The organism is Paenibacillus sp. FSL K6-0108 (assembly GCF_045040695.1).
GTDB classification, from domain to species: Bacteria; Bacillota; Bacilli; order Paenibacillales; family Paenibacillaceae; genus Paenibacillus; species Paenibacillus pabuli_B.
Genome location: NZ_CP150288.1, coordinates 768,640 through 783,693 on the forward strand (window position 1 = coordinate 768,640; position 15,054 = coordinate 783,693).

A 15,054-nucleotide genomic window follows, 5' to 3' on the forward strand; every position below is an offset into this window, starting at 1 on the left:
TTATATGATGACGTCCCCTGCGTTTATCTTGTTGTTTGCTTAATATGTTCGAACTCGCGGAATGCCCGCATTTTGTCATATACATCCTGGCTTACCTCATGTCCGTCTGCATCCATAGCAGACCATAAAGCACCGACGACAGGCTCAGTGGCCAACGTTACGATGGTCGCATTCGGGGCGATGGTTGCGACAGCCTGTGCAACCTTACTGCGAATCCAGCCTCGGTCTCCCCTTGTTAGCAGACTTCCTGCCAGTACCACGTCAAAGGTGTCCTTTTCCATTCCGAGCTTGTGGATGACTGCTGCCGCTGATTTGCCAAGCTCGACGCCCTGACGGTTCAGAATTTCCAGAGCTACAGCATCGTTCTCTGCGGCAGCTTCAAACAGCAGCTTCGCAGTGTGGACAGGCACATGCTTGCCATGATCCTGGAAATCATCGAACATATCGCTGACACTGTCATACCCAAGGAAGTTCAGCAGCAGGGGTGTCAGGAGCGTTGTCTGCTCACGACCGTCCCAGGAACGGATGACAGAGCGGAACACCTCAATATTGAGGGAACCGCCACCGCCGAAATCGCCGTACATATAATCAAAACCGCCGACCTGTACATGCTCTCCTGCCGGATTGCGGCCTGCGGAGTTGGTGCCTGTGCCGCAGATCAGTGCGACACCGTAAGGCTGGTTCGTACCTGAGCGCAGGCTGATCATGGTGTCACAGTTAATCGAATAATTCCGGGTAAATCCGATTCCCTGAACCAGAGGGTGGAGGATTCGGTAATCTGCCTCCCGATCCGCTCCCGCAAGTCCGAAATAAGTGTGCGCGATTTCATGAATCTGCAGTCCTGCCTCGTTCAGGGCTCCTTCTGCAGCTTCCCGTATGCTTTGTGCGGCCAAGGCGCGGTCAATCTGGTGATTGCCGTTGCCGCCCATGCCTTTGCCAAGCACATTGCCGCATTCATCAGTCAGCAGGGCGTATGTTTTTGTTCCTCCCCCATCGATACCCAAGTAGTACGTCAATGGTCGTCACTCCTATATATAAATTTATATTTTTTTATCCGGTCGTATCTTCTATTGGTGCTCCGGTAGATTCTCTCACGATGAGTTCAGGGTCGATTTGCACATTAGCCCCACGTTTCATCGTACCGTCCATACGTTTCAGCAGCATATCCGCAGCAGCAATCCCAATGCGGTCGGCAGGCTGCCGGACCGTAGTCAGATGGGGGTGCAGCTTGGATGAAATATACTGGTCGTCATAGCCGACAATTGCTACCTGTTCAGGGACCTTGATGCCTTCTTCCATGAGGGCATTCACGACCCCGAGCGCGATATGGTCATCGCCCGCGAACACCGCAGAAGGGAGGCGGCCCTCGCGCAGCCATTTGCGGCAGATGTCATAACCAAAATCGATTTCGAAATCGCCTGTAATCATGTCAAACGGAGTCAGGTCTTGTTCCTTAAGGGCCTGCAGGAAACCGCTGCGGCGCTCTTTCGTACTGCGGAACATGTCGTCTCCGCTGATGTGTGCGATGGAGGTATGCCCCAGATCAAGCAGATGCTTCGTAGCGGCATAGCCGCCTTTGTAGTTATCGATTGTTACCGAAAAAGTATCATTGTCCGGCTTCTGATTGTCGATGAGGACATAAGGGATATTGCGCCGCTTCAGTTCCACAATATAATTATCTTCTTCTATCGGCGAGAGCAGAATAAGACCGTCCACCCGGTCCTCCTGAATCAGGTAATGACTTCCATCCGAGCCAATGCCGGTAGAGACCGAAACGGCAAGAAAATAGCCGTGAAGCGAAAGCACTTCGTTCAGTTCCTTAACAACGGCGTCAAAGAAGGAGTCCTGAAGAGTGGTCATGATCAGACCCACGATTCCTGTCTTGCCGCGGGCTAAACTCCGCGCAGCGGCGTTGGGATGGTAATCAAGCTCTTTAATCGCGTCGAGCACCTTTTGTCTATTTTTCTCACGAACGGATTCGGCACCATTGAGTACCCGAGAAACCGTTACAACGGATAATCCTGATTTTTTTGCTACATCAAATATGCTAACCTTCATTGTTTACTCTCCCTGCGGCAGATTTTCCGTACTTTATATTGATTTAACACTAGTATACATGTACGGAGGCTTAGCCGCGAAGCTAATTTAGTAGATGCACCGCCCCTTGCGGGACGGCACAACTATAATGTTAACGTTTGATAATTTCCATGACTTTTTGCTGAATTGTCGGCATCACTTCTTCAACGGTGTTGTGTCCCGTATCAATTGGCTGCATCTCGTTGATGAACATGTCGTTGATCTGAGAATAGTGGGTGATCAGGTGGTTATAGGATTCAAATCCGTATTTCACTGCACCTTCGTATACCTTCTTCACATCTGCTGGATCGATGCCATCAAAATGCTTGTAATAGGTCTCGGCTGCCTTCGTATTTACAGGAGGATTGCCGCCGCTCAGTTCAATGGATTTTTCCTGAACCTCGTCGCTGACCAGATACTTGATCCATTCAAAAGCTTCCTTCGGATGCTTGGAGCCCTTCAGAATCAAGAGCGGGTCGACGAACAGCACGCTGCGGACCTTGTCATTGCCACCGGCAGGCACTGCAGCCACGCCAACCTTGAACGGAAAGTCGTTAGAGCCGGCAAGACTCCATGAGCCGCTGACAGTCATGCCTACCTTACCGGTTACGAAAGCATCGCCGTTTTGCCCTGCTACGCTTTTGCTCCATTCCGTTGTCGGAGACACTTTATCTTTTAAGATCAGGTTGAACAGCTTGTTATAGGCTGCGATGACTTCCGGCGAAGTGAAATAAGTCTCGGATGGTACGCCACCGTTCGTCCAGGTGTCCTGGGAGTAGGGTTCTGCTCCAAAATAGAGCGGGCGCATATCGCGCTCGGACCATGTGAAGTCAACGCCATATTGGGTTTTGGCAATATCGTTGGATACATGCGTCATTTTCTTTGCATCTTCGACCATTTTGTCAAAAGTCCAGCTCTTGTCCTCGTAATCGCTTGGAGGATATGGGACATCGTCAGCGTCGAACATGTCTTTGTTGTAGAGCATCAAAGTAACGTACATGTTGACCGGGATACCGTACACATGGTCTTTGACGGTATAGATTTTCATGAGGTCATCCGGGATGCTGTAGTCCGATGCTTTAAATCCGTCTTCATTAATAATGTCATTCATGTCGAGCAGCATGTCTTTGTTGTAATACTCCGCAAAACCGCCGTAGCCATAGTGGCTTGTGACGTCAGGGGATTTGCCGCCGGCAATCAGCGTTTGGAGCTTACTGTCGAACTGCTCGTAAGGAGCTTTTTCAACTTTGACCTTAATGTTCGGATGTTTGGCTTCAAAATCCGGAACCAGCTTTTCAATAAAGGTGCGATCCTCGGAATCGATGGTATAGTGCGTTATGGTTACTTGCCCACCTGAGGCACCTGATTTAGCGCTATCGCTATCGTTACCAGGTACGACATCTCCCGCTGATTTGCCGCCGCTACAGCCGGACAATGCCAATACGACGAGCATGCTGGTTGCAAGCAAAAGTGTAAAAGACTTTTTGATCCTTAATGTTTTCATGAATGACAGTCCCCCATAAATTCAAGTTTTTTGCCGCCGCTGCGGCGGAGCCTTTACTTGATGCCTGTAAGTACAATTCCTTCCACAAACCGCTTCTGGGCTATCGCAAATAGGGCCACGATCGGCAGCATGGCAAGCACAGATGCAACCATGAGCAGATGCCACGGCGGAATTCGGAAACGCGAAGATGTGAAGGAAGACATACCGACCGGAAGCGTAAACTTATCCGATGAGCTTAAATAGAGCACAGGCGTAAGAAGGTCATTCCAGCTGTAGATGAAGGCAAAGATCGCAACGGTTGCAAGCGCCGGTCCGGACAGAGGCAGAGCAATTTGCCGCCACATCCGGAACTCGCTGCAGCCATCGATGCGCCCTGCGTCAAACAGCTCATCCGGCAGGGTGGAGAAGAACTGTCGCAGCAAAAAGATGTTGTATGCCGAACCAAAAAACGCAGGGACAATCAGCGGCAGGAAGGTATCAATCCAGTTCAGCTTGGAAAAGAGAATGAACTGGGGGATCATAATCGCCGGATATGGAAGCATCATGGTGCTGAGCATGAGCATGAACCACAAGTTGCTGCCTTTACCCCGATATCTGGCGAAGCCATAGCCTGCAAGGGCCGACGAAAACAGGGTGCCGACAACGGTCAAAATGCCGATAATGAGACTATTCATATACATTTGACCGAAGTTCAGCGTGTCGAAAATCTCTCTGTAGTTACTCCATTGCCATGATTCCGGCAGAAAGGTCGGAGGAAACTTCAGCAGTTCCTTCTTCGATTTCAGCGAGGTCGAGACCATGAAAAACAAAGGGAGAAGCATGAGAAAGGTGGTGACCACCAGGGCAATGAAGCTGGCAATGCTGACCGCGTCAATTTTGCGTCGGCGTTTATTCACAGAAGGTGTAGCGCCTGGGCCGGTAGTCGGAATTGTACTCATTTGCGTCCGCCTCCTTCATAGTGAACATAACGGTTCGAGAGTTTAATAATGAGGGCCGTAAACGCCATGACGACAATCAGCAGCACCCACGCAAGTGCCGATGAGTATCCTGCTCTGTATTCCTTGAAGGCACTGGTGTACAGGTTGTAAACGTAGAACCAGGTCGAGTAGTTTGGGCCCCCTTGGGTCATTACATACGCCTGCGTGAACACCTGGAAGGAATCGATGACGCCCATAATTAGCTGGAACAATAGTACCGGTGAAATCATGGGCAGGGTCACGTTCAGGAAAATCCGGAATCGGCCTGCACCGTCAAGCCTGGCGGCTTCCACGAGACTGGCAGGAACGCCCTGAAGTCCCGCCAGGAACAGAATCATGCCTGAGCCTACCGTCCAGAAGGACATGATCATGAGAGCGTAAAGCGCATAATCAGGGCTCATAAGCCACGATGGTCCACTGATGCCGAACCAGGACAGCACGTAATTAAACAGACCAATCGATGGGTTGAAAATCCAGTACCACAGCAAGGACATCGCCACGCCGGATACCATACTTGGAAAATACATGGCCGTGCGGAAAAATCCGCGGAACGGTATTTTCATATTGAGCAGGAGAGCAAATCCAAGTGCCAGCAGCAGCTGAATCGGTACACTGATAAAGGTATAGCGCACCGTTACGACAACAGATTTCCAGAACAGGTCATTGTGAAACATTTCGTTGTAATTCGCGAATCCGACATATTTGGGCGGGTGGATAATGTCATAGTCCGTGAAGCTGTAATACAAGGATGACAGAATCGGATACAAGGCAAACACCATGAAACCGATAAGCCATGGAGAGATGAAGAGATACATGTAAAATGTCTGCCGCCGGCTTTCGCGATGGGTCACATAAACACCAACCTTCCTATTGGATATAAAGTTATAACGCTTTAACTTTTGTAATTAAGTTATCCCTTTAATAAAAGGTTTCATATGATGTTATGTAATTGAAAGTTAAAGTGCTTTAACTTTATTGTCCGGACTAATGAGATTATCATAGTGGATGGTTTCTCAATTATCAACCCTTTTTTTGGATATGTGAAAGGGCTACCTTCATTGATGCCTTGGAAGTTCTTTCAAAATGCCTGACAAAGGCTGATATAGAAAGGTGCGGAAGCCAATTATTCAGCAACCTTTCAGTTGAATTTAACGTTCCTTTTGTTTGGATGGGATATAGTGGAACCAAGAAAGAGGAGGAGATCATAATGAATATTTCTTCAGCAGCAAGTTCTACGACATCCTACATATCGACGTCTTCATCCAGTTCAAACAGCACAAGTGAGTTGGAAAAACAAAAGACGAAGCTTGAGGCCGAATTGGAGAAAGTACAATCCAGCAAGGACGATGAGAAAACCAAGGAGACCAAAACGAAGCAGCTGCAGCAGCAAATCAAGCAAATTGAGGCTCAAATCTCGCAGCAAAGCTCCCAAAGCAGCGCTACAACAGGCACCAAAGAAGCGCCGCCAGCTAAACCTGCGAACAATGGCATGAAAGCAGCATCCCCGCAAGAAATTGCCAATGCAACGACGGACAGCAATGGCCGATTTGATATTCGGATATAAGATGTTATACAAAACCGAATATAAATTATATTAAACGAACGATTAATCGATAAGTTATAGCTGATTAGCTCAACCAAAAGACCTGCCTGATCTCCATAGATCAAGCAGGTCTTTTTTGTTCACATGTACATGTTTTATTCAATCGTTAAACCGTTGATCCGTTCAGAGATGGACCGTTTTTTATAGTACATGCCGATAGTCACCAGAACCACCATCTCGGATAGCGGAACGGCAAGCCATACGCCAGTGACACCCAAGAATGAAGGGAGGATCGCAATCAACGCTACCATAATAATCATCTCTCGTGCAGCTGTAATCCAGATGGCCATTTTGACATTTCCGACAGATTGGAAGTACGTGCTCATGACAAAGTTAATACCCATGAACAAATACGCAAAAGTAAAGATTCGCAAACCGTACACGGCGTTATCCGTCACGCTGTCACTGAAGTTTCCGAAGATTTGCACAAAATAAGGTGCGCCGAGTTGTACAACGAGTAACAGCAGAACTCCACATGCCAGAGCCGTTCTGGAGGCTAAACGAATGGTCTGTTTTTCCCGATCCATCTGTTTGGCTCCGTGATAATAACTGACCAAAGGCTGGGCAGCGGAGGCCAGGCCGAGAAATGCCAGCAGTACAACGCCATGAATATAGTTTAAAACTGTAAAAGATGCCACGCCATCCGTGCCCGCAATCCGATCCAATGAAATGTTGTGAGAGATGGAGAAGACGGACATGCCCAGTTCAGCCAGGAAGCTGGGAAAACCAATGAGTACTATGGAAGCCAGCATTTTGGTATTCCATTTGAATCGGGTGAATCTAAGATTATTATTTTTTTTGAAAAAGTGAGTTAGCAACACAAGAAGGGCCAGAGATGCCGATACAATTGTACCTATCGCAACACCACGTACGCCCCATTCCAATACATATAACGTTACATAGTTAAGCACAATGTTTGCTGCTGCAAACGTAATCTGAGCATACATGGATGTGTTGGGATTTCCGTCGTTACGAACAAAAATTGTGAGTGCATTCTCAATGGTGAAGACAAAACCGAACAACAGCATAATGTTCATATAGTCCGCAGCAAACGGGAATGTTTCAGTATTGGCGCCAAGGGCGAAGACAAGTTTATCCCTGAAAGTATATGCCGTATATCCAATAAGCATCGTAATCAGCAAAATAATCGCAATGGATTTGGTGAAGAGTTGTCTCGCTGTCGTGAGATCTTTCTTACCCATATAGGTGGAATACAAGGTTGCCCCGCCCATTCCAATCCATAGTGACATGGCAACAAAAAGCGTGTAGACAGGAGAAGCAATCCCGATTCCGGCCAGTGCTGTAGAACCCAGTTTGTGTCCAACCATAATGCCGTCGATAATAAAGTTGAAAGCGACAACCAGCATCCCTAATATGGAAGGCACGAGGTAGCTTACAAATGCCTTACCTACAGATTGCCTTTCCAGTGGGTGCATCCAATTACTGTTCATGGTGACCTCCGTTATTATACTGAACGTTCGTTCTGTATAATAACATGCCGAGAATTTGGTTGGCAACTTTTCCAAAAGATGACCGTTTATATGGTAGAGTTAATAGAGCATCTTTTATGTTACGGGAGGAATCTCTTTATGAAGCAAAACAAATACGATGAAGCCGAGTTTTTCGGCAATTACAGTCAGATGGCCCGATCAACCCAAGGGCTGGAGGCTGCTGGCGAGTGGCATGAACTGCAAACGATGCTGCCTGAATTAAAGGGTAAGAACGTACTGGATCTGGGGTGCGGCTTTGGTTGGCACTGTCGATATGCACGTGAGCAACAGGCGAGTTCTGTGGTTGGCGTGGATTTGTCTGAAAATATGTTGCAACGGGCACGCGAGATGACGGATGATCCTCAGATCGAGTACCAGCGTATGGCGATAGAGGATATTGATTTTGCACCCGGACAGTTTGATGTGGTGATCAGCTCACTGGCCTTGCATTATATCGAGCGCCTGGATCAGGTATATGCCAAAATCAATGCATGTCTTGTCCAGGGAGGTACGTTTGTCCTGTCTGCGGAACATCCCATCTTTACGGCGCGGGCGGAGCAGGACTGGCATTACGGACCTCAGGGTGAGATACAGCACTGGCCTGTGGATCATTATCAAGAGGAAGGGCAGAGGGTAGCGAACTTTCTGAATCAGGACGTGGTGAAATATCATCGTACGATGGCGACTCATCTGAATGAATTGATTCAGGCTGGTTTTGTCATTCAACAGGTAGCCGAGTCTAAGCCATCTCCTGAGATGATGGAGCAGGTTCCCGGTATGCGAGACGAGAATCGTCGGCCGATGTTTCTGATGATTGCTGCCGTTAAGGCATAAGTGGCTGTGAGATTGGAAAATGAGAGCTATAGCTCGCTTTATCATCGATAGACCAGCGCGTTCAGTGCATCTGGACCTTGCTGGTTTATTTTATTTTGCAGGAATGGGGTGGGAAAATATTGCGTTTGGGAACCAAACCCGACTGGACGCAGTCTTATTAAGTGAGGTGAATATCAGTTGGACTATCAATATCTGGCACACGCTCAGACGATCGATAATTACACACTTAGCAGCATGATGGATGAGTACGGGAACGACGTTTGGAACTACGCGTACTTTCTGACCAAAAGTGCCGAGCAGGCAGATGAATTGTCACAGGAAGTGTTTATCCGGGCGTATTCCGGGATCGCCCATTTTCGAGGAGAATGCTCATTGAAGACATGGCTGCTGACCATTACTAGGAACACGACATTTACATACCGGAAGTCCAGATTTTTTCGCAGCAGTTTATGGGGAGAGACGCTTCCATTTGAAACAGAGCAGGTTAATACGAGCCAGGGTGAAATGAAGCCTGAAAAATATGTTCACCCCTCTGCCGAAGCAGAGGCGATCAGCAGGGAGCACGTTCATGAAATCTGGGACATCATCATGGCTCTGCCGGATAAATTCCGGGAATTGCTTTTGCTGCATCTGAAGTATGAACTTACGACGGGAGAAATTGCGGAAATGCTGGGCATCAGCGCAGGGACGGTCAAATCCCGATTGTCCAGGGCGAAGGCCAAAGTAAGGAAACAGTGGGAGGAGCGAAGCGAATGAAACATATGAATGACGAATGGGAAAAAGTAGTCAGACAGGAGCCGTTTGCGGCGTCTCCTTTTACCGAGGAGCATAAGCAGAACGTACTTCGCCAGGTAGCCTGGCTCAAAACGGGATCTGCACAGGAAATGACTGATGCTGGGGATAAGTTTGCCGAGCAAAAAAAACTGCCCAATCCACACAGACGCCGTTTTCGATCCCGCAGAGCCGTTATGGCGTGCACGACGATTGCAGCCGTGGCAGCGGCGGTCATTCTCTGGAACGGACAGATTGTGGAGCCTGTAATCGAAAAAGTATATCCCACAGCAGCGCTGCAATATACGGATGATGCCGGCATGAGCCTACTCACAGACAAGATGAAAAAGAATGTAGCTGTCACGATGCGAGACTATCTTGGCAAACAACTGCTCATAACCAAAGTGCAGGACCTGCCTGTCTCTGGAAGAGTGTCCGTCGAGGCTGGAAAAGAAGGCGATGCAGAATATGCCTTGATCTGGCTTGATGCAGCAACAGGCAATCTGCGTGAGGTGGAAATGAGACGGGAGATGGCAGCTAATGAGCTGGAGCATCGTTATTTGCGTCAAATTCCTTCACTGCTTGAAGGGATAAATAGTGACCCTACGCTAAAACCGATCTCAGCCAGACGTTATGTGAAAATGAAGCAGGGTCAAGACAAACCGGTATGGTTCACAACAGTGTTTTTGGAGAATAGTAGGGGCAGTGGCAGTATCGAATGGACGAGGGATGAAGCAGTATCCGTTTCTGGTAGTGTGAGTTCTGCCACTGTATCACAAGAATTAATAACAGAAGCCAGAATGTCGATTGAAGCCTTGTCTGGTGAGCCCGCACCTGATTTGAAAAATATAATTTTTGAACAAAATGGCAAGACGCTTGAAGATACAACGGACCTGTATTTTGGAGATCGGTATTTAGTAAGTAGAATTGGTGGGAGATTTAGCAACGGATATACAGTAATGGATTACCAGAGGGGGATTCCAGAGCTTGAAACTCGGGAAGAGTATGAGCTTTACTTTGAGAAGTTACTTAACATGAAGGAAAGTGTAATCAGGCAGAAAGCAGCACCAATAATCAAACAAATGTTCAATATCGATCTTAATCATTATAAACTTGAAAGAGATCCTAATACGCCTGGATTGGTCACATTCCGTTCAGCAGAGACAAAGATCTACAACACTTTTAAGGTTCGATATGAATACGATGGAAGGATTACAATGATTACAAGAGTTGACCTCTAAAATTTGGTTTCATATGGTACAATCAATTAAATAGATGATTGGAGCATAAGGAGCATAACGATGAAATATTTGGTGAGTTCATGTCTTGCTGGCGTAGCCTGCCGTTACAACGGAACAGCGAGTCTGGATGCAAAGATTCAAGAGCTTGTGGAGCAGGAACAGGCGAAGATGGTCTGCCCGGAGCTGCTTGGAGGATTTTCCACCCCGCGGGAGCCGGCCTATCAGACACTTGAATGGGCGCAAAAACTGGATGTCACCTGTGTGGTGCTCAAAGAATTCAGTCCTTCCTGTGGTACACAGATGATCTACGATGGGAATTTTGCTAACCACAAAGTCGTGGGCGAAGGGGTTACTTCTGCTTTGCTGCGGCAAGAGGGATTTACGGTTATCTCTGAAAATGAGTTCATGGAACAGTTGTAATTGTTGTTATCACAATAATCTCTGATACGAATTACAGGTAAGTCGCCATGGGAAGCAGTAGATCCATGGCGACTTGTTTTTATTACAACAGGGCGTGCAACTGGCCATTGAAAACCTTTTAAAAAAACAATAGTTACTTTTATAAACTAAGAAACATTATTGTGCGTACTTTTATATTTTGATTATAGAATCTAAAATAATACTAAGTCATTCAGGTTTAGACCATAAACATGAACATAAACAAAAAAAGGATGTGCAGATCATATGGAATTCTCGGCAAATGCCATTACAAAAGAAAACGTCTTGAACGCTTACCATTTTCGGCATGCAACCAAACAGTTTGATGCTTCACGTACCATTTCAGCAGAAGATTTCGAGTATATTCTGGAAACGGGACGATTGTCGCCAAGCTCGATCGGATTGGAACCATGGAAATTTCTGATTGTGCAAAACCCGGATTTCCGAAAACGTCTGGCCGAAGTTTCTTCCGGGGCTCAGAAACAATTGGCGGCGGCAAGCCATTTTATTGTCATTCTGGCGCGATCCGATGCGAGTTATAACTCGCCATACGCGGAATATATGCTGAAGGAAATCAAGGGTATGCCGAATGACGTTTTTGAGTTGACCCGTGAAGCTTATGGCAAATTTCAAAAGAACCAACGAATGCTTGAGAACCCGCGTACTTTATTTGACTGGGCGTCCAAACAGACTTATATCGCTCTCGGTAATATGATGACTGCGGCAGCGCTGATTGGTATCGACTCCTGCCCGATTGAAGGATTTATCTATGAAGACGTACATCGTATTCTGGAAGAGGAAGGTCTGTTAGAGGATGGAGTATGGGATATTTCCGTCATGGCTGCCTTTGGTTATCGGGCGGAAGATCCACCACGCGAAAAATCCCGTCAGTCTCTGGATAAAATCACGCAGTGGATTGATTAAAGATTAACGTGTGATCTTCTATTTATATATAAATCATAACGGGGGCGGTCCAATATAGTTGAAAAATTATATGGGACCACCCTTTGTTGTTTTATTCTAATGAACCGAGCACACGCTATTCGCTTCTATATACATAGGTCTGAGATGTAACGAATCACAGAGATGTTATTTCATCCAGTGGGTCGATCTTTACGTTCCGTGGCTAAGTTTATGAATGAATAACTGCCCTGAGGTTCGTTAAATTTAGAGTTCCCTGATTATTTACCTTTTAAGGTGCAGTAGGTTCGTTAGCGCTTTGATGCGAGGGGGAAAACCCATTCGAAAGTTTCCTATGATAAAAAAGCTTGAAAATACATAGATGTCTATGTATAGTGAACTCATGCCAAAATACAACGCAATTGCACTGATCGCAAGAATCAGAGATCACATTAACAAACAGATTGTTCAGGAGCTGGAGCAGCATAATGTTACAGGAATTGTCCCGTCCCACGGTGACATCCTGATGTTCCTCTACCGTGAAGATGCACTGTCCATCAAGATGCTGGCGGAGCGAGTCCATCGGACCCAGCCAACCGTCACCGTACTGGTGAACAAACTGGAGAAGCTGGGATATGTAGAACGCAGTAAGAGTGCCGAAGACAGCCGAGTGACGATGATTCGTTTGACAGAGCAGGGACGGCAATTGGAGCCTGTATTTCATCAGGTATCACAACAGATTAACGGGATGGTATATGGTCATTTGACGAACGATCAGGCGGATCAGCTGGAGAGTTTGTTGACCGGTATCGTTCGCAAGTTATAACGAAAACCATATAACCATAAGCATTTTGCATAAATCAACAGGCCGAGACGATCGGACGATAAAAAAACGCAAAATGCTTCACCTCCCTTTTTTTACTCATATATATAGATATCTATGCATATTGCGGAGTACTATTTAAGTCTTTGGCAGCAAAAGAAATATATATAAACCTGGAGGGATTTTTCTTATGAAACATCTAATCGTATATGCACACCCGAACACAGACAGCTTGAACCATGCCATTTTGAAAACCGCAGTGGAAACACTTGAGGCTCAAGGGCACGAAGTCGTTGTACGCGATTTGTACGCACTTGGATTTCAGCCCGTATTGAGCGCAGCGGACACAGCATCCATGCGTGCAGGACAGACGCCGCAGGATATCGCAACCGAGCAGCAATTTGTTGCTGAAGCAGAGGCCATTACCTTTATTTATCCGATCTGGTGGACAGGTCTTCCCGCTATCATGAAAGGGTACGTCGATCGTGTATTCGCCTACGGTTTCGCTTATGCGTCGGGTGAAGCAGGCATCGAGAAATTGCTGACAGGCAAAAAAGGTCTGATCATTAACACACACGGCACACCAAGTGAAATTTACAACCAAATCGGCATGACTGCCAGCATAAAAATGACTTCTGATATCGGTATCTTCGATTTTGTAGGTATTGAAACGGTAGATCACTTGCTCTTCGGCAGTATCGGTTATTTGGAGACATCGGCTTATCAGTCCATGCTGGAACAAGTAAAAGAAACGGTCAGCACCAAATTCTAAACGTATACACATGTATTTATTGGCAGGCCGGTTCGTTCGTCGAATCGGTCTGTTTGGTTTGCAAAATGAAAGAAAGGCGGTATAATCTACCCATGGAACCTATACTCATATTCAAAGCATTATCCAACGAGACACGTCGACAGATTCTGTTGTGGCTCAAAAACCCGGAACAGCACTTTCCACCGCTGGAATTATCCCAGCATCCGGATGCTGGAAAGAGCGGCATATGTGTTGGAACGATTCAGGTGAAGGCCGGACTGGCTCAATCCGTCATATCCAGCTATCTGCTGACCATGCTCAAAGCCGGGTTGCTGATCTCCGAGCGCAGGGGACAGTGGACGTATTATCGCCGCAACGAAGAAACCATTCGTCAATTTGCCGAGTACGTACAGCACGAGCTATAAGCCGGACGCCGAGACGGAAGCAAGAATGCAGGTGCAGGCGGGTATTCCGTCCGGATGTAAACGGCTTGGGGAGCAGCGCTGTCACGTCATTTTTTTGTGCTTTTACATCTATATATCTGGATATACAAAAATAAAAATATACTCACAGAGGAGAACTTTCTATTATGTCTACCGACAACACAGCTTCATCCCCTAAAAAACATATTAACGACGTTAAATTGTCCATTCTGGATTTGGCTCCTGTTGTTGTGGGTGCCACGCCTGCGGATGCGCTTCGCAACAGTCTGGATCTCGCTCAGCACGCGGAGCGTTGGGGATACCACCGTTACTGGGTAGCGGAGCATCACAACATGCCGGGCATCGCTTCTTCCGCGACCTCGGTTGTCATTGGTTACCTTGCAGGTGGAACGAAGACGATCCGTCTCGGTTCAGGCGGTATCATGCTGCCTAACCATGCGCCGCTTGTCATTGCCGAGCAGTTTGGCACATTGGAATCCCTGTATCCAGGCCGTATTGATCTGGGACTTGGCCGTGCACCGGGTAGTGATCGTCGTACGTCACTTGCCTTGCGCAAAGACCTGAACAGCGGTGAAGACTTCCCCGAACTGCTGGCTGAACTTAGAGCATACTTTGATGCTTCTGCTACATCGTATCATGCGCCTGTTCGCGCTGTACCCGGCGAAGGATTAAATATCCCAATTTACCTGCTCGGCTCCAGTGATTTCAGTGCTCGTCTTGCTGGACAGCTGGGACTGCCGTTTGCTTTTGCCAGCCACTTCTCACCGGATTACACCCGGATTGCACTTGAAACGTATCGGAGCAGTTTCCAGCCATCCGATCACTTGAAAGAGCCCCACGTTATTGTGGGTGTAAATGCAGTCGTTGCGGATACCGACGAAGAAGCCGCATGGCTTGGTACAACGATGCAGCAGCAGTTCCTGAACATTATTCGTGGCACAACCGGATTGGTGCAGCCACCAGCCGATATGGAAGGCAAATGGACGGATCGCGAGAAAGCTGGTGTTGAGCAGACGCTGAAAGCAGCTGTGAACGGTTCTCCGGAGACCGTGCGTGGTCAACTGGAATCGTTTATTGCTCAGACCCAAGCGGATGAGCTGATTATTACGTCGATGATCTATGATCATCAGGCACGTCTGCACTCGTATGAGCTGATCGCTCAACTGGCGGGAAAAGCATAAACGGAAGTGAAAGCTAAAGCTA

General features: G+C 47.3%; 16 protein-coding genes. 10 read left to right on the forward strand and 6 right to left on the reverse strand.

Going from position 1 to position 15,054, the window contains the following annotated elements; genetic code table 11:
- Positions 1-23: 23 nt before the first annotated feature.
- From MHB49_RS03750 to MHB49_RS03770, 5 genes are all read right to left on the reverse strand, one after another.
- Positions 24-1,016, reverse strand: coding sequence for an N-acetylglucosamine kinase (locus MHB49_RS03750; RefSeq protein WP_405155087.1), 993 nt, complete (start codon positions 1,014-1,016; stop codon positions 24-26).
- Positions 1,017-1,050: 34 nt separating this feature from the next.
- Positions 1,051-2,058: a LacI family DNA-binding transcriptional regulator gene (locus MHB49_RS03755; protein ID WP_405155088.1), complete on the reverse strand. Its 1,008-nt coding sequence runs from the start codon at positions 2,056-2,058 to the stop codon at positions 1,051-1,053.
- A gap of 130 nt (positions 2,059-2,188) precedes the next feature.
- Positions 2,189-3,580 (reverse strand): ABC transporter substrate-binding protein, encoded by a 1,392-nt coding sequence (locus MHB49_RS03760; RefSeq protein ID WP_405155089.1) that lies wholly within the window; start codon positions 3,578-3,580, stop codon positions 2,189-2,191.
- A 53-nt stretch (positions 3,581-3,633) separates the two neighbouring features.
- Positions 3,634-4,518, reverse strand: a complete 885-nt coding sequence (locus MHB49_RS03765; protein ID WP_405155090.1) for a carbohydrate ABC transporter permease — start codon at positions 4,516-4,518, stop codon at positions 3,634-3,636.
- On the reverse strand, positions 4,515-5,372 hold the full coding sequence (locus MHB49_RS03770; protein ID WP_405157034.1) for a carbohydrate ABC transporter permease: 858 nt from the start codon (positions 5,370-5,372) through the stop codon (positions 4,515-4,517). Before MHB49_RS03770 ends, MHB49_RS03765 begins: the two co-directional genes overlap by 4 nt.
- 392 nt (positions 5,373-5,764) lie before the next feature.
- Here MHB49_RS03770 and MHB49_RS03775 point away from each other — a divergent pair, with 392 nt between their 5' ends.
- Positions 5,765-6,121 carry a FlxA-like family protein gene (locus tag MHB49_RS03775; RefSeq protein ID WP_405155091.1) on the forward strand — a complete coding sequence of 119 codons (357 nt, stop codon included), beginning with the start codon at positions 5,765-5,767 and terminating at the stop codon, positions 6,119-6,121.
- 134 nt (positions 6,122-6,255) lie between these two features.
- On the opposite strand, the gene MHB49_RS03780 is transcribed toward MHB49_RS03775, so the two are convergent.
- Complete coding sequence (locus MHB49_RS03780) at positions 6,256-7,611, reverse strand: MATE family efflux transporter (protein ID WP_405155092.1); 1,356 nt, start codon at positions 7,609-7,611, stop codon at positions 6,256-6,258.
- Between the two features lie 138 nt (positions 7,612-7,749).
- Here MHB49_RS03780 and MHB49_RS03785 point away from each other — a divergent pair, with 138 nt between their 5' ends.
- From MHB49_RS03785 to MHB49_RS03825, 9 genes are all read left to right on the forward strand, one after another.
- A complete protein-coding gene (locus MHB49_RS03785; RefSeq protein ID WP_405155093.1) occupies positions 7,750-8,484 on the forward strand; it encodes a class I SAM-dependent methyltransferase in 735 nt (244 codons plus the stop codon).
- 177 nt (positions 8,485-8,661) lie between these two features.
- Entirely contained in the window at positions 8,662-9,240 is a 579-nt protein-coding gene (locus MHB49_RS03790) for an RNA polymerase sigma factor (RefSeq protein WP_405155094.1), read from the forward strand.
- Complete coding sequence (locus tag MHB49_RS03795) at positions 9,237-10,496, forward strand: hypothetical protein (protein WP_405155095.1); 1,260 nt, start codon at positions 9,237-9,239, stop codon at positions 10,494-10,496. The genes MHB49_RS03790 and MHB49_RS03795 overlap by 4 nt, the downstream gene beginning before the upstream one ends.
- A gap of 60 nt (positions 10,497-10,556) precedes the next feature.
- Positions 10,557-10,916: a DUF523 domain-containing protein gene (locus tag MHB49_RS03800; protein WP_405155096.1), complete on the forward strand. Its 360-nt coding sequence runs from the start codon at positions 10,557-10,559 to the stop codon at positions 10,914-10,916.
- Between the two features lie 264 nt (positions 10,917-11,180).
- On the forward strand, positions 11,181-11,858 hold the full coding sequence (locus MHB49_RS03805) for an NAD(P)H-dependent oxidoreductase (RefSeq protein ID WP_405155097.1): 678 nt from the start codon (positions 11,181-11,183) through the stop codon (positions 11,856-11,858).
- 379 nt (positions 11,859-12,237) lie between these two features.
- Positions 12,238-12,660 (forward strand): MarR family winged helix-turn-helix transcriptional regulator, encoded by a 423-nt coding sequence (locus MHB49_RS03810; protein WP_405155098.1) that lies wholly within the window; start codon positions 12,238-12,240, stop codon positions 12,658-12,660.
- A 187-nt stretch (positions 12,661-12,847) separates the two neighbouring features.
- Complete coding sequence (locus MHB49_RS03815) at positions 12,848-13,429, forward strand: NAD(P)H-dependent oxidoreductase (protein ID WP_405155099.1); 582 nt, start codon at positions 12,848-12,850, stop codon at positions 13,427-13,429.
- Positions 13,430-13,521: 92 nt separating this feature from the next.
- Positions 13,522-13,833, forward strand: a complete 312-nt coding sequence (locus MHB49_RS03820) for a helix-turn-helix transcriptional regulator (protein WP_063567799.1) — start codon at positions 13,522-13,524, stop codon at positions 13,831-13,833.
- 164 nt (positions 13,834-13,997) lie between these two features.
- Positions 13,998-15,032, forward strand: a complete 1,035-nt coding sequence (locus tag MHB49_RS03825; protein ID WP_247900620.1) for an LLM class flavin-dependent oxidoreductase — start codon at positions 13,998-14,000, stop codon at positions 15,030-15,032.
- The last annotated feature ends 22 nt before the right edge of the window (positions 15,033-15,054 follow it).

What these genes read in the sequence shown, in the direction of transcription:
- MHB49_RS03755 (WP_405155088.1), bottom strand. Translation starts at nt 2,058, where the DNA reads ATGAAGGTTAGCATATTTGATGTAGCAAAAAAATCAGGATTATCCGTT.
- MHB49_RS03760 (WP_405155089.1), bottom strand. Translation starts at nt 3,580, where the DNA reads ATGAAAACATTAAGGATCAAAAAGTCTTTTACACTTTTGCTTGCAACC.
- MHB49_RS03765 (WP_405155090.1), bottom strand. Translation starts at nt 4,518, where the DNA reads ATGAGTACAATTCCGACTACCGGCCCAGGCGCTACACCTTCTGTGAAT.
- MHB49_RS03770 (WP_405157034.1), bottom strand. Translation starts at nt 5,372, where the DNA reads ATGTATCTCTTCATCTCTCCATGGCTTATCGGTTTCATGGTGTTTGCC.
- MHB49_RS03775 (WP_405155091.1), top strand. Translation starts at nt 5,765, where the DNA reads ATGAATATTTCTTCAGCAGCAAGTTCTACGACATCCTACATATCGACG.
- MHB49_RS03780 (WP_405155092.1), bottom strand. Translation starts at nt 7,611, where the DNA reads ATGAACAGTAATTGGATGCACCCACTGGAAAGGCAATCTGTAGGTAAG.
- MHB49_RS03785 (WP_405155093.1), top strand. Translation starts at nt 7,750, where the DNA reads ATGAAGCAAAACAAATACGATGAAGCCGAGTTTTTCGGCAATTACAGT.
- MHB49_RS03795 (WP_405155095.1), top strand. Translation starts at nt 9,237, where the DNA reads ATGAAACATATGAATGACGAATGGGAAAAAGTAGTCAGACAGGAGCCG.
- MHB49_RS03800 (WP_405155096.1), top strand. Translation starts at nt 10,557, where the DNA reads ATGAAATATTTGGTGAGTTCATGTCTTGCTGGCGTAGCCTGCCGTTAC.
- MHB49_RS03805 (WP_405155097.1), top strand. Translation starts at nt 11,181, where the DNA reads ATGGAATTCTCGGCAAATGCCATTACAAAAGAAAACGTCTTGAACGCT.
- MHB49_RS03810 (WP_405155098.1), top strand. Translation starts at nt 12,238, where the DNA reads ATGCCAAAATACAACGCAATTGCACTGATCGCAAGAATCAGAGATCAC.
- MHB49_RS03815 (WP_405155099.1), top strand. Translation starts at nt 12,848, where the DNA reads ATGAAACATCTAATCGTATATGCACACCCGAACACAGACAGCTTGAAC.
- MHB49_RS03820 (WP_063567799.1), top strand. Translation starts at nt 13,522, where the DNA reads ATGGAACCTATACTCATATTCAAAGCATTATCCAACGAGACACGTCGA.
- MHB49_RS03825 (WP_247900620.1), top strand. Translation starts at nt 13,998, where the DNA reads ATGTCTACCGACAACACAGCTTCATCCCCTAAAAAACATATTAACGAC.